At 57.3% G+C, this 12,469-nt stretch carries 14 protein-coding genes; 6 read left to right on the top strand and 8 right to left on the bottom strand.

Annotated features, from left to right (window positions below):
* Window positions 1-600, top strand: a 600-nt coding sequence (locus ACLQ7H_RS13920; protein WP_411753178.1) for a substrate-binding domain-containing protein, incomplete at its 5' end; no start/stop codon positions are given.
* Here ACLQ7H_RS13920 and ACLQ7H_RS13915 read toward each other — a convergent pair.
* Window positions 597-1,052 (bottom strand): GNAT family N-acetyltransferase, encoded by a 456-nt coding sequence (locus ACLQ7H_RS13915; RefSeq protein WP_411753177.1) that lies wholly within the window; start codon window positions 1,050-1,052, stop codon window positions 597-599. The genes ACLQ7H_RS13920 and ACLQ7H_RS13915 overlap by 4 nt on opposite strands.
* A 181-nt stretch (window positions 1,053-1,233) precedes the next feature.
* On the opposite strand from ACLQ7H_RS13915, the gene ACLQ7H_RS13910 reads away from it, so the two are divergent.
* Window positions 1,234-2,244: a LacI family DNA-binding transcriptional regulator gene (locus tag ACLQ7H_RS13910; RefSeq protein WP_411753176.1), complete on the top strand. Its 1,011-nt coding sequence runs from the start codon at window positions 1,234-1,236 to the stop codon at window positions 2,242-2,244.
* A gap of 7 nt (window positions 2,245-2,251) precedes the next feature.
* On the opposite strand, the gene lysA is transcribed toward ACLQ7H_RS13910, so the two are convergent.
* Window positions 2,252-3,508, bottom strand: a complete 1,257-nt coding sequence (lysA, locus tag ACLQ7H_RS13905) for a diaminopimelate decarboxylase (protein WP_411753175.1) — start codon at window positions 3,506-3,508, stop codon at window positions 2,252-2,254.
* 122 nt (window positions 3,509-3,630) lie between these two features.
* Here lysA and ACLQ7H_RS13900 point away from each other — a divergent pair, with 122 nt between their 5' ends.
* Window positions 3,631-4,554, top strand: a complete 924-nt coding sequence (locus tag ACLQ7H_RS13900; RefSeq protein ID WP_411753174.1) for a LysR family transcriptional regulator — start codon at window positions 3,631-3,633, stop codon at window positions 4,552-4,554.
* Here ACLQ7H_RS13900 and ACLQ7H_RS13895 read toward each other — a convergent pair.
* Entirely contained in the window at window positions 4,551-5,459 is a 909-nt protein-coding gene (locus ACLQ7H_RS13895) for a LysR family transcriptional regulator (RefSeq protein ID WP_411753173.1), read from the bottom strand. The two genes, ACLQ7H_RS13900 and ACLQ7H_RS13895, sit on opposite strands and share 4 nt — an antisense overlap.
* Before the next feature lie 109 nt (window positions 5,460-5,568).
* Between ACLQ7H_RS13895 and ACLQ7H_RS13890 the strand changes: the two genes are divergently transcribed.
* The 3 genes from ACLQ7H_RS13890 (at window position 5,569) to ACLQ7H_RS13880 (ending at window position 9,031) form a co-directional block, all read left to right on the top strand.
* Window positions 5,569-6,453, top strand: coding sequence for an MBL fold metallo-hydrolase (locus tag ACLQ7H_RS13890; RefSeq protein WP_411753172.1), 885 nt, complete (start codon window positions 5,569-5,571; stop codon window positions 6,451-6,453).
* 20 nt (window positions 6,454-6,473) lie between these two features.
* Complete coding sequence (locus ACLQ7H_RS13885; RefSeq protein WP_411753171.1) at window positions 6,474-7,112, top strand: DsbA family protein; 639 nt, start codon at window positions 6,474-6,476, stop codon at window positions 7,110-7,112.
* A gap of 185 nt (window positions 7,113-7,297) precedes the next feature.
* On the top strand, window positions 7,298-9,031 hold the full coding sequence (locus tag ACLQ7H_RS13880; RefSeq protein ID WP_411753170.1) for an ABC transporter ATP-binding protein/permease: 1,734 nt from the start codon (window positions 7,298-7,300) through the stop codon (window positions 9,029-9,031).
* 58 nt (window positions 9,032-9,089) lie between these two features.
* On the opposite strand, the gene agaF is transcribed toward ACLQ7H_RS13880, so the two are convergent.
* The 5 genes from agaF to ACLQ7H_RS13855 form a co-directional block, all read right to left on the bottom strand.
* Complete coding sequence (gene agaF / locus ACLQ7H_RS13875; RefSeq protein ID WP_411753169.1) at window positions 9,090-9,524, bottom strand: PTS galactosamine/N-acetylgalactosamine transporter subunit IIA; 435 nt, start codon at window positions 9,522-9,524, stop codon at window positions 9,090-9,092.
* A gap of 10 nt (window positions 9,525-9,534) precedes the next feature.
* The gene (locus ACLQ7H_RS13870; protein WP_202672071.1) at window positions 9,535-10,428 is read right to left on the bottom strand and encodes a PTS system mannose/fructose/sorbose family transporter subunit IID; all 894 of its coding nucleotides are present in this window, start codon (window positions 10,426-10,428) and stop codon (window positions 9,535-9,537) included.
* Entirely contained in the window at window positions 10,418-11,197 is a 780-nt protein-coding gene (gene agaW / locus ACLQ7H_RS13865; RefSeq protein WP_021179850.1) for a PTS N-acetylgalactosamine transporter subunit IIC, read from the bottom strand. The genes ACLQ7H_RS13870 and agaW overlap by 11 nt, the downstream gene beginning before the upstream one ends.
* 14 nt (window positions 11,198-11,211) lie before the next feature.
* A complete protein-coding gene (gene agaV, locus ACLQ7H_RS13860; protein WP_411753168.1) occupies window positions 11,212-11,688 on the bottom strand; it encodes a PTS N-acetylgalactosamine transporter subunit IIB in 477 nt (158 codons plus the stop codon).
* Between the two features lies 1 nt (window position 11,689).
* Window positions 11,690-12,469: class II D-tagatose-bisphosphate aldolase non-catalytic subunit (locus ACLQ7H_RS13855; protein WP_411753167.1), on the bottom strand; the 780-nt coding region annotated here is incomplete at its 5' end.

Here is a 12,469-nt window from a genome sequence, read left to right as displayed (position 1 = left end):
ATGGTGCTGATCAACCGTACGCTGCCTGGGTTTGAGCCCCGCTGCGTAGCGCTTGACGATCGCTACGGTGCCTGGCTGGCCACCCGCCATCTGATCCAGCAGGGCCACCAGCGGATCGCCTTCATCTGCTCCAACCATCAGATTTCAGATGCTACCGATCGATTACAGGGCTACCTGGATGCATTGGAAGAACACGGTATTGCGGTGGATGAGAAGCTGGTTGCCTACGGCAAGCCGGATGAGATTGGCGGCGAGCAGGCCATGACCGAGCTGCTGGGCCGGGGTAAGCAGTTTACCGCCATCACCTGCTATAACGATCCGATGGCAGCCGGGGCGCTTTCGGTGCTCAGTGATAACAGCGTGGACGTTCCGGGCCAGATTTCGCTGATTGGTTTCGATGACGTGCTGATTTCACGCTATCTGCGCCCACGCCTGACCACTATCCGCTACCCGGTGGTAGCGATGGCGACGCAAGCAGCAGAGCTGGCATTAGCGTTGGCCAACAACCAGCCGCTGCCGGAGATCACCAATATGTTCAGCCCGACGTTAGTACGCCGCCATTCGGTCGCCAGCATCAATAACGCTTTCGAGCAGAACTAATCTAGCCGGCGGTGGTATAGGCGCACGGGGCGATCCGGGTACTCCAGCGCCTCGCCGATGTACTGCCAGCCATGGCGTTCGTAATAACCGCTAAACTCGGCATACAGATACAGCTCCTTGAACCCGGCCCGGCGGCTGTATTCCTGCACATATTGCTGGAGCTGCAACCCCAGCCCGCTGCCGCGCTGGCTCTCTTCAACGTAAAGCGCGGCCAGCCACGCCGTTAAATCCTGGCGGCTGATCAAATCACAGCGCCACAGCCCCACGGTGCCAACCGGTTTGTCATCCAACAGGGCGATAAAGGTGATCGGCAAACCTTCGTGCCGCAGGCTGCTGGCCACCACGCTGGCAAAGAATTCCCGGCTGTTTTCGCTGCCAAACGCCTGCCACTGCCAGTCGATAACCTGTTGTTGATGCTGCGGATAGTCCGCCAGATGCACAATACGAAACACGTTTATCCCCTCGGAAAATGCCTTAAACGCCAGCACCGTCAGTTTACGCTAATCAATGGATAGGCACCCCAACAACATAGGTCGCTGAATTTGTAGGGATCGAACATGTTCGGCCCGATCTAACCCTATGCTAGACTCAGCACTATTTACCGCAGCGGACGTTGAAAGAGGGTAGCCATTGATGATCACCATGTTGGATGTTTCCATGCGCGCAGGGGTGTCCAAAGCCACGGTTTCCCGCGTTTTAAATGGCACCGGCCAGGTGAAGAAGAGCACGCGTGATGCGGTGTTCAAGGCAATGGATGAGCTGGGCTACCGGCCAAACTTTCTTGCTCAATCGCTGGCCAATAAAAGCTCCAACAGCATTGGGCTGGTGGTCTCCAATTTCGACGGCCCCTACTTTGGCCGCTTGTTGCGCCAGGCCGCCAAACTGATCGAAGCCAGCGGCAAGCATCTGATCGTCACCGACGGCCACGACACGCCAGAAGATGAATTACAGGCGGTACGGCTGCTGGCGGATCGCCGCTGCGACGCCATTATTCTGTATACCCGCTTTATGAGCGAAAACGCGCTGATGGAACTGCTGGCAACCCTGCCGGTTCCGGTGATGGTGATTAACCGCGATCTGCCCCAAGCCCGTGAGCGCTGCGTGTTCTTCGAACAGCAACAGGCCGCCTTCAACGTGGTGGATTATCTGATCCGTCAAGGGCACCGTGAGATCGCCTGCATCACCGGGCCGATCGATACACCCACCGCCCAATCACGCCTGGCGGGTTATCGTCAGGCATTGGAACATCACCAGGTTGCGTTCAATGATGCCTTGATCACCAACGGTGATAGCAGCGTACCTGGCGGATACCTCAGTTGTAAGGCCCTGCTAGCTAGCGGCAACTCGTTCAGCGCGCTGTTTGCCAGCAATGATGATATGGCCATCGGCGCGATGAAGGCCCTGTATCAGGCTGGCAAACGCCTGCCTGAGGACGTTTCGCTGTTTGGTTTCGACGATGAGCCCAGCGCCGCCTATCTGCAACCGGCGTTGTCCACCGTCTACCTGCCGATCGACGCGATGATCGAGGCGGCAATCGCCCAAGCCCTGCGTCTGATCAACGGCGAAGCGCTACAACCGCTAACGCCGTTTGTCGGTGAGTTAAAACTGCGTGAGTCCGTGGTGCCTGGCCCCTACGCGCGTTGATGTCAGCTTAAAACAGTTCCAACCCGATCAATTCTTCAATCGTCTGGCGGCGACGGATCAGCCGAGGCTCACCGTTTTCAAACAGCACTTCCGGCAGCAGCGGGCGGCTGTTGTAGTTAGAGGACATCGACGAGCCATAGGCCCCGGTGTCATGAAATACCAGATAATCCCCGATCCGCACCTGCGGCAACGGACGGGTTTCAATACCGCCCCCCGCTTGCTGGGTAAACACATCACCTGACTCACACAGCGGCCCGGCGATCACGGTGTCTTGCAGCGGTTGATTATCAGTATTGCGGCCGTCGGCAGGCAGTAGGGAGATATGGTGATAGCTGCCATACATCGCCGGACGCATCAAATCGTTGAACCCAGCGTCTACCAGGACAAAGTGGCGGCTGCCCATCTGTTTTACCGAACGTACTTCGGCCACCAGCACGCCCGCTTCCGCCATCAGGAAACGCCCCGGCTCGATTTCCAACTTCACCGGATGGCCCAGATGTGCGGCAACCCGCTCACGCGCCCGGTTCCACAGGCCATAATAGTGTTCAGTATTGATCGCCTCTTCCCCTTGCTGATAAGGGATGGAAAGGCCGCCACCGGCAGAAATCGCCGTGATATCCTGCCCCAGGGCGATCACCTGCTGCACCATGGCATCACACACGCGCTCCAGGTGCTGATAATCCACCCCGGAACCGATGTGCATATGCAGACCGATCAGTTTCAGGCCGTATTGCTGCACCTTGGCGACCGCCTGCGGCAGATCGGCATACCAGATACCGTGCTTGCTGTTTTCACCGCCGGTATTGGTTTTCTGGCTATGGCCGTGGCCAAAACCAGGGTTGATACGTAGCCACACCGGATGCCCGGCAGATACCTGGCCAAGCTGTTCCAGCATATCGATAGAACCGGCGTTGACCGGGATTTTCAATTCGCTGACGCGCGCCAGCGTGGCGTGATCCAGAACGTCGGCGGTAAACACGATATCTTCGCCACCCGGCTCAAAACCGGCTTTTAACGCACGCTCAATCTCACCCAGCGACACCGAATCCACCTTGACGCCCTGCTCACGCATCAGGCGCAGAATATGAATATTCGAGCAGGCTTTCTGGGCAAAACGGATCACGTCAAAGTGCTGCAACTGGCTGATACGCTGGCTGATAATAGCCGCATCATAGGCCCAGACCGGGCAACCAAAGCGTTGGGGCAGCGCCAGCAGATTGGCGGCGTTCAGGGCAGTAGTGGTGTCGTTCAAGGCGCGTGGCATGGGTCGGTTTCCATAATCAAATTTTCCACCATCATGCCGCAGCGGCTTCGGTGTGAAAAATATCTATTTCGCCATAGTCTATTCATTTATGATATGGCTTTCCCTCTGCGTGGAGTTTCGCCATGTACGCCATTACCCTGCGCCAGATTGAGATTTTCCACGCGGTGATGACCACCGGTAATCTGACCGAAGCGGCGGCGCTGCTGCAAACTTCACAGCCGACCGTCAGCCGCGAGTTGGCCCGCTTCGAGAAGCTGATCCAACTGCAACTGTTTGACCGCGTGCGTGGCCGCCTTTACCCCACAGTGCAAGGCTTGCGGCTGTTTGAAGAAGTGCAGCGCTCTTATTACGGCCTGGATCGCATCAAGAATGCCGCCGCCGGTATCCGGCAATTCCAGCAGGCGCAGCTTTCCATTGCCTGTCTGCCGGTGTTTTCCCAATCACTGCTGCCTGCCGTGTGCAAACCTTTTGTCGATCGTTATCCAGAAGTGAGCTTCAGCGTGATCCCGCAGGAGTCGCCGTTGTTGGAAGAGTGGCTTTCGGCGCAGCGCCACGATCTGGGCCTGACGGAGAATACCCTGACACCCGCTGGCACCGAGCGCATGACCCTGATGACGATGAATGAGGTGTGTGTGTTGCCTGCGGGGCATCCAATGCTTGCGAAAAGCACGCTGACGCCGCAGGACTTCAAGGCAGAAAACTTTATCAGCCTGTCAAGCACCGACAGCTATCGGCAACTGCTGGATACGCTGTTCCATGAACAGGGTATCGAGCGCCGGATGGTGATGGAGACCCACAGCGCTTCCTCGGTCTGTGCGATGGTCAAGGCCGGAGTGGGCATCTCGATCGTTAACCCGCTGACCGCGTTGGATTACGCCAATAATGGCGTCCATGTACGACCTTTCAGCGTCGAGGTGCCATTTACCGTGAGCCTGATCCGCCCGCTGCACCGCCCTTCTTCCGCGCTGGTCACCGCCTTTGTGCAGCACTTGCAACAGCAGGCGCAACAGTTGCCCGCCCGCCTGGCTTCGGTGATCCAACGCTAGCGCAGAGTGGCGCGCCAGCCAGGATCGGTGGCAAACCATTCCACCAGGAAGTCCAGCATGGTACGCAACGTGGCGGGCATTTGGCGGCGCGAGGTGTAGATACCGTAGATCCCCATCGTCTGTGACAGATACCCCGGTAACAGTTCCACCAACTCCCCCTTTGCCAACAGTGGCGCAGCGGAATAATAAGGCTGCATGGAGATCCCCGCACCTTGCAGCGTTCCAGCCAATAGCACCACCGACTCATTGGCGCTGAGGTTGCCACTGACCGCCACCGCCGACTTCACGCCTTGCTCATCAAAGTGCCACAGGCTTTTACCAAAGTAGGAATAGGTGAGGCAGTTGTGCAGAGCTAAATCTTGCGGGTGACGCGGGGTACCATGAGCGGCCAGATAGGCTGGAGAGGCACAGATCACCGAAGCGCAGTTGGAAAGCGGCCGGGCAATCAGATTGGGATCCAGTTCATTGGTGATGCGTAGTGCCAGATCGATCCGCTCCTCCACCAGATTGACCGCTCGGTTATTCATTTGCAGATCCACCGCCACCTGAGGATGACGCTTCAGGTACTGCGCCACCGCCCCCACCAGCGCCGTTTGGCCAAGCGATTGCGAACAGGTGATTCGTAGCAGGCCACGTAAATCGTCACTTTGCGCGTTTTCCACCAGATCGATATCTTTCGCTACCGCCAGCATTTGGCGGCAGCGCTCCAGGGTACGTTCCCCGGCATCGGTCAGGCTGAGCCTACGCGTAGTACGGTGCAACAACCGCGCCCCAGCCCACTGTTCCATCTGCGCCAGATAGCGCGTCACCATAGCTCGCGACATCGCCAGGGTATCCGCTGCCGCAATCATGCTGCCGCGTTCGACGATAGTGACATAAACCTCTGCGGCGGTAATGCGATCCATGATTCGCTCGATTTACGCAATGAATAATTGCTTATTATCCGGTTTTTCTCCCGTTCTATGCAACCTATCATCTGATCAACGATAACAAACACCCAAAAGGCACCTGCACATGTTTAAGAAATCATTACTGACCCTGGCCGTAACCGGCTTAGTTTCATTCAGCACCTTCGCCAATGCGGCTAATACGTTGACCCTGGAAGTGTACAACCCTGGCGAAAAGAGCGTATTCCCGGTCTCTTCCGAGATTGTCAGCGGCCCACACGAAGTGGCGCTGATCGATGCCCAATTCCAGCGTAACGACGCGCAGGAGCTGGTGAAAAAGATCAAGGCCACCGGTAAGAAGCTGACCACGGTGTATATCAGCCATTCGGATCCGGATTTCTATTTCGGCCTGGATGTGATCAAAGCCGCCTTCCCAGAGGCAAATATCATTGCTTCACCGGAAACGATCAAAGCGATCAATGCGACCCAGGCAGGTAAACTCGCCTACTGGGGGCCGATCCTGAAGGAGAATGCGCCGCAGACCGTGATCGTGCCGCAGCCGTTGCAAGGCAGCAGCTTTAGCATTGATGGCCAGCAGGTCGAAGTGAAAGGCCTCAATGGGCCAACGCCAGATCGCACCTTTGTGTGGATCCCATCGTTGAAAGCCGTGGTGGGTGGCGTGCCGGTAGCCGGTGACAATATTCATCCGTGGATTGCGGATAATCAGACTGTCGAGTCACGTGCTCATTGGCAGCAAACGCTGGAAAGCATCAAGGCGCTGAAACCGCAGGTAGTGGTTCCGGGGCATTTCCTGCCAGGAGCAGCACAAACGCTGGAGTCGGTGACCTTTACCCACAATTACCTCACCCGGCTTGAAAGCGAGTTGCTCAAAACCAAGAACTCCGCTGAATTGATCGCGGCCATGCAGCAGCACTATCCAAAACTGCAAGATGGTTCTAGCCTGGAACTGAGCGCCAAGGTACTGAAAGGCGAAATGAAGTGGCCGCAATAGCGCGCCCGGAGAACCGATCCATGACCACTTTGCATTATATTTTCGATCCGCTGTGCGGCTGGTGCTACGGCGCTGCACCACTGGCCAAGGCCGCGCAGGCTATTCCAGGCCTGACCGTTGCCCTGCACGCCGGTGGCATGATGACGGGCAATGCCCGCCGAACCATCAACGAGGAATGGCGCAATTACGTGATGCCGCATGATAAGCGGATTGCCGAGCTAACCGGCCAACCCTTCGGCGACGGCTACTTCAACGGGCTGCTGCGTGACACCACGGCGGTGATGGACTCTGAGCCGCCGATCGTCGCGATACTGGCCGCTGAACAACTCGCTGGACGGGGTCTGGATATGCTGCATCGAATTCAGGAAGCCCACTACCGGGAAGGGCAACGTATTGCCGATGCGCCGGTGTTGGAAACGCTGGCGAAAGAGTTGGGCCTGGATCCCGCTGCCTTTATGTCCGAGATGCGTTTGAACAGCGGCGCGCCAACGGCACAGCATATTGCCGACAGCCGCGCACTGCTCGCCAAAGTTCGTGGGCACGGCTTCCCAACCTTTGCCCTGCAGGATAATCAAGGGCGGCTATCCCAGATCCCCGTTGAGGGGTATTTGGGGAATGTCGAAGGCTGGAAGACATTCTTGAAAAGATCAATAAAGTGAAAAATCGACGGGCGTTGCATGCAGCGCCCGCATAGCAGTCCGGTTATGCACCCCGCACCAAACGGCCCTCGGCCCGGATGTTATGGCCAAAACCATGAACGGTGTCAAAACTGCTTACATATGGCGGTTTGTATGTTACAGAGCCCGTGCCCATGCTAGAAGAAAACGATATCTTCTGGACTTTTATGAACACGAGCACCACACAAAAACGGGCCGTCTGGCAGTTAATCAAACCCTTTTGGGTTTCGGAAGAAAAATGGCGCGCCTGGGCGATGCTGATCGCCATCGTGGGCCTGTCCCTGGGGCTGGTCTATATCAGCGTACTGATCAACCAGTGGAACCAGGTGTTCTACGATGCCCTGCAGAATAAAAACTACCCGGTATTCAAAACTCAGCTTTGGCGCTTTACCTATCTGGCGCTGGCTTTCATCGTGCTGGCGGTCTACAAAATCTACCTGACCCAGGGGCTACAGATGCGCTGGCGGCGCTGGATGACGGAAAAGTTTATGGGCAAGTGGCTGGCGCACCAGGCCTATTACCATACCGAACAACAGCAGATTATCGATAACCCCGATCAGCGTATCTCTGACGATCTCAACGTCCTGACCCAGTACACCTTATCTTTGTCGCTCGGCCTACTCTCCAGTTTGGTGACTCTCTGTTCGTTTATTACCATTCTCTGGCATATCAGCGGGCCGATGACCTTCGTGATCGCCCAACATACCATTACCCTGCCCGGTTATATGGTGTGGTTTGCCCTGCTATACGCGGCGCTGGGATCGTTGCTGATCTGGTGGGTCGGCAAGCCGCTGGTTATGCTCGGCTTTAATCAGGAACGCTATGAGGCGAACTTCCGTTTCGGGCTGATCCGTATCCGTGAAAATAACGATGCCATCGCGCTGTATCACGGTGAACCGCGAGAGAAACAGCAGCTAAGTAACCGCTTTGAGTCCATCCGCAGCAACTGGTGGTCGATCATGCGCATCACCCGGCGGCTGAATATCGCCAGCAACTTCTACAGCCAGTTTGCCATTGTCTTTCCGCTGCTGGTGGCGGCACCACGCTATTTCTCCGGTGCGATCCAGATGGGCGGACTGATGCAGATCTCCTCCGCGTTTGGCCAGGTGCAAGGCTCGCTGTCGTGGTTTATCGACGCGTTTTCCAATCTGGCCACCTGGAAAGCCTGCGTTAACCGTCTGGCTGGCTTTAACGCGGCGGTGGACGAAGTTCATCACCAAATCCGTGGCATCAACCTGCAACAGGAAGACCTTTCACCGCTGATGCTGCGCGATGTTGGCCTGACGCTTCCTGATGGACAGCCTCTGTTAAGCGCAACAACCATGACGCTGCAACGCGGCGAGCGCGTACTGGTCGTCGGCCCTTCTGGCTGTGGTAAATCTACGCTGCTACGTGCGATTGCCGGGATCTGGCCTTACGGTTCCGGTGAGATCGGCCTGGATAAACATCTCACCACGCTGTTCCTACCACAGCGCAGTTATATTCCGATCGGTACGCTGCGTGAAGCGCTGAGCTATCCACATCAGGATAAAGACTACAGCGATGAGCAGTTGTTGAAAGTTCTGGAAAACTGCCGGCTGAAGCACCTGCAACGCTGGCTGGATACCAGCGCCAACTGGAGCCATCGCCTTTCACCGGGCGAGCAGCAGCGGTTGGCGTTTGCCCGTGCGATCCTTACCCGCCCGGATGTGCTGTTTCTGGATGAGGCCACCAGCGCGTTGGATGATGAAACCGAGCAATTGATGTATTGCCTGCTGGTTGACGAACTGCCGGAGGTCACGCTGGTCAGCGTGGCACACCGCAACAGCGTGGCGAAATATCATCAGACCTGCTGGCGTTTCAGCCGTGATGAAAATGGCCCGGCCCAGATGGCGCTTAGCCCGTTGCCAATACCGAGTTAGCCTCATTAACTCCTCTCACTCCAACCCTTTGGAAGGGTTGGAGTGAGAGGGCACCTGATTAAATCCCATCAGCCTCGGCGTTGGCGCATTTCACCTTACGCCTTTCATGCCACAGGCTGGTCAAGCCGCGTTTGCCGCAGGCCAGCGCCATGTCGCGAAACTCGGTCAGGCTCAGCCCTTCGCGCTCCAGCATCATTTCGGCAGCCAACTGCATATTCACCCCGGTTAACACCTCACAGTTGCCATGCGCATCGGCCAACTCGCAGGCACTACGGAAAGGCGATCCCCCCAGCATATCGGTAAGGAATACCACGCCGTCCGGCTGCGCCACCGCTTGCAGCGCGGCACCCAACGCCACTTTCAGCTCCGCCGTGCCCATATGGACAGGGAAGTCCACCGCGATACAGGCAGGCTGTTCCCCTACCACCTGCTCTACCGCCTGTAGCAGGCCACTGGCGAAACCGCCGTGGCCGGTAATGACAATTCCTGGCATGTTCTCTTCCTCACAGCAAACCGATAAATTTACCCACTACGCCAATCACCACCGTCACACCGATCAGTTTCACCGGTGAGAAACCGCGCTTCATCAGGAAGAACACCAGCAACGTGAAACACAGCGGCAACAGGTTGGGCATCAACTTATCGAGCACGTCCGTTTGCAGCGCCACGGTGGCTTTACCGGCATGCATGATCAACGGCGTAGAAAGATGTACATAAGAGGCCACCAGCGCACCGATGACCGTCATGCCCACGATCGACGCCGCATGGGATATTCGTTTGGTATGGGTTTTCAACAGCGTCAGCGCACTGGTGCCCGCCTGATAACCGTAGTGCGCCAGCCCAAAGCGCAGCCCGAAGTGGAACACGTTGAACAACAGCAGGAACACTATCGGCCCAAACAGGCTGCCTTCCAGCGCCAGAGATGCCCCGATGCCCGCACAAATCGGCAACAGCGTCAGCCAGAACAGCGCATCACCAATGCCTCCCAACGGCCCCATCAGCGCCACCTTCACCGCTCGAATGGTGGAGACTTTCTCCTTGTTTTGCTCCATCGCCAGTACCAACCCCGAGAGGAAGGTAACGTCGAAGGGATGCACGTTGATAAACTCCATATGCATCTTCATCGAATTCGCCAGATCCTGAGGATTGCGGTGGATCTTGCGCAAACCGGGGATCAGGGTGTACAGCCAACCACCGGCCTGCATACGCTCGTAGTTGAACGATGCCTGCAGCAACAGCGAGCGCCAGGCCATGCGGTTGATATCGCTGCGCGTCAGCGCTTCTGCCGGTCGGCTATCAACGTAGTCGTCCTGCTCTACCTGGCTGGTGGCTAATGCCTGTTCCAGGCGTTTTGCTGCCTTTTGCGCCAGCAGATCGTCAGAGTCATCAAATGCCATCTTCAGCGTCCTCCGGTTGAACAGGCTTTCTGGTCACATCCGCATCGGCCCGTTGACTGTTAAAGAAATCGATCAGCGCGATCGCCAATGCCCCCAGCGCCACCGCCAGGATTGGCAGCTTAAGGAAAGTCACCGAAATAAAGCCGAGGATGAAATACGCCACGTAGGTTTTCTTCATCATCACTTTCATCAGCAGTGAGAAGCCGATCGCCGGCATCATGCCGCCCGCTACCGCCAGCCCATCCAGCAGCCAGGTCGGCGCTTTCTGCACCATGGCGCTGGCCGCATCGGCACCGAAGTAGATCGGCAAAAACGCCACCACAAAGTAGAAAACAAACAGAATGCTGATGCCAAGGTAGTTCACCCGCTCAACGCCGCGCCAGTTCAGTTCCTGTACCATGCGATCGCAGCGGTGCATCATGGGTGAAAACGCGGTGAACAGCAGCGTGATGCAGCCCTGTACCGCAATGGCGAACGGCACCGCCACGCCAATGGCCACTTTGGGATCGGCCTTGGTGAGGATGGCAAACGCCGTGCCGACCACCCCGCCGATCACCACGTTAGGCGGCTGTGCACCGGCCAGTGGCACCATGCCCATCCACACTAGTTCCAGCGTCCCACCCACCAGTAAGCCGGTGGTGACATCCCCCAGGATCAGGCCAACCAGCGGCCCCATCACTACCGGGCGGTGGAAGTGGGTCAGGCCGTCGAACAGGTCGACCCCGGCCAACCCCGCCAGCAATGCAATCAATAACGCGTCAGTTAACATGCTTCCCCCTGCGCTCAAGCGAGCAGTTTGCCTATCGCTTCACCGGCTTCATCCGGCACCCGGCGCACCTCACAGGCTACGCCCAACGCCGCCAGCTCACGAAAGGCGGCAATGTCATCGTCATCCACCGAGACCGTCTTGTGGATTTGCCGTTTCCCTGCGGCGAAGTGCATATTGCCGACGTTGACAAAAGTGATGGGCACCCCGCCCTGCACCAACGTCAATACGTCCTGCGGCGTTTTACATACCAGAAAGATCTTTTGCCGATCCGCCGCCTTATGGATCACGTCGATGGTTTTTTGCAGGGTGAAGTACCGAGTCTGCACGCCTTCAGCCACCACCATGTCCATCAGGTTTTGCTGTACCGGATCGGCGGCGGCGGCATCGTTGGCCACCACCACCAGGTTGGCGCCCAGCGTGTTGGTCCAGGTCACCCCGACCTGACCATGCACCAGGCGGTTATCGATACGGGTCATCAGAATATTGGGCATATCAGCGCACCTCCGGGTAACAGGCTGAGTGGTAGTCGTCGAGCACCTGGGTAATTTTGTGGATTACCCAATCTTGCGGATCCTGGCTCAGCTCACCGGCATTCAAGGCCCGTGCCTGATCGGGTAAATACTGGCTGAGTAAGGCCAGCGGGATTGGGTTGCTCCTTAGATTGTCCATCAGTGCATCCACGGCCTGCTGGACCTGTGGCTGTGGCCAGTAATAGCGCACGCGATCGCTCAGGCTGTAGTGCCGGTCCAGATACTGTTGATGCGGGCTGCCGTGATAATAGCGGCTCCACTGCTGCGGCTGTTCACGCATCACCTGCTCAAGCGTGGCGCACAACTGGGCTGAACGATGCTCCCCCAACCATTCACGTTCGATCCGATCGAGGGCAAACAGCGCCTCACGCAGCGCGAAGGTGAGCGCCGGGCCAACTTTCAGAATGGCGAAATGGTCACGCACCAGCTGCGAATAAGCCTTCGGTGCCTGGTAATCGGTCGAATGGGCCTCATACAGCAGCCCTGGTTGGCGTTCGATAAAGCGGCTTAACGCCTGTGCCGCCTGCGGTTGGTAATGTTCAACGCTGTGATGGTCGAACTCAACGCCGGGTTGCACTACCAAGGCAATCACTCGTGACCAGGCGCTGCTCAGTTCTGCCTGCTGCCAGGCATGGCGGTGCGCCTCTAGCGTGACGGAGACAGCCTGTGGCGTAGTCACCTGAATACCTTGCAGCGTTTCCTGCGCACCGCCCGGCACCGGTACTTCGGTTCCGATCACATA

The organism is Serratia sp. (in: enterobacteria), from assembly GCF_046715635.1.
Taxonomy (GTDB): Bacteria; Pseudomonadota; Gammaproteobacteria; order Enterobacterales; family Enterobacteriaceae; genus Chania.
This window is presented reverse-complemented; position numbering and strand designations above follow the sequence as displayed.

Excerpts from the sequence above, each read along its gene's own strand:
- ACLQ7H_RS13910 (WP_411753176.1), top strand. The coding sequence starts at position 1,234 with ATGATCACCATGTTGGATGTTTCCATGCGCGCAGGGGTGTCCAAAGCC.
- lysA (WP_411753175.1), bottom strand. The coding sequence starts at position 3,508 with ATGCCACGCGCCTTGAACGACACCACTACTGCCCTGAACGCCGCCAAT.
- ACLQ7H_RS13900 (WP_411753174.1), top strand. The coding sequence starts at position 3,631 with ATGTACGCCATTACCCTGCGCCAGATTGAGATTTTCCACGCGGTGATG.
- ACLQ7H_RS13895 (WP_411753173.1), bottom strand. The coding sequence starts at position 5,459 with ATGGATCGCATTACCGCCGCAGAGGTTTATGTCACTATCGTCGAACGC.
- ACLQ7H_RS13890 (WP_411753172.1), top strand. The coding sequence starts at position 5,569 with ATGTTTAAGAAATCATTACTGACCCTGGCCGTAACCGGCTTAGTTTCA.
- ACLQ7H_RS13885 (WP_411753171.1), top strand. The coding sequence starts at position 6,474 with ATGACCACTTTGCATTATATTTTCGATCCGCTGTGCGGCTGGTGCTAC.
- ACLQ7H_RS13880 (WP_411753170.1), top strand. The coding sequence starts at position 7,298 with ATGAACACGAGCACCACACAAAAACGGGCCGTCTGGCAGTTAATCAAA.
- agaF (WP_411753169.1), bottom strand. The coding sequence starts at position 9,524 with ATGCCAGGAATTGTCATTACCGGCCACGGCGGTTTCGCCAGTGGCCTG.
- ACLQ7H_RS13870 (WP_202672071.1), bottom strand. The coding sequence starts at position 10,428 with ATGGCATTTGATGACTCTGACGATCTGCTGGCGCAAAAGGCAGCAAAA.
- agaW (WP_021179850.1), bottom strand. The coding sequence starts at position 11,197 with ATGTTAACTGACGCGTTATTGATTGCATTGCTGGCGGGGTTGGCCGGG.
- agaV (WP_411753168.1), bottom strand. The coding sequence starts at position 11,688 with ATGCCCAATATTCTGATGACCCGTATCGATAACCGCCTGGTGCATGGT.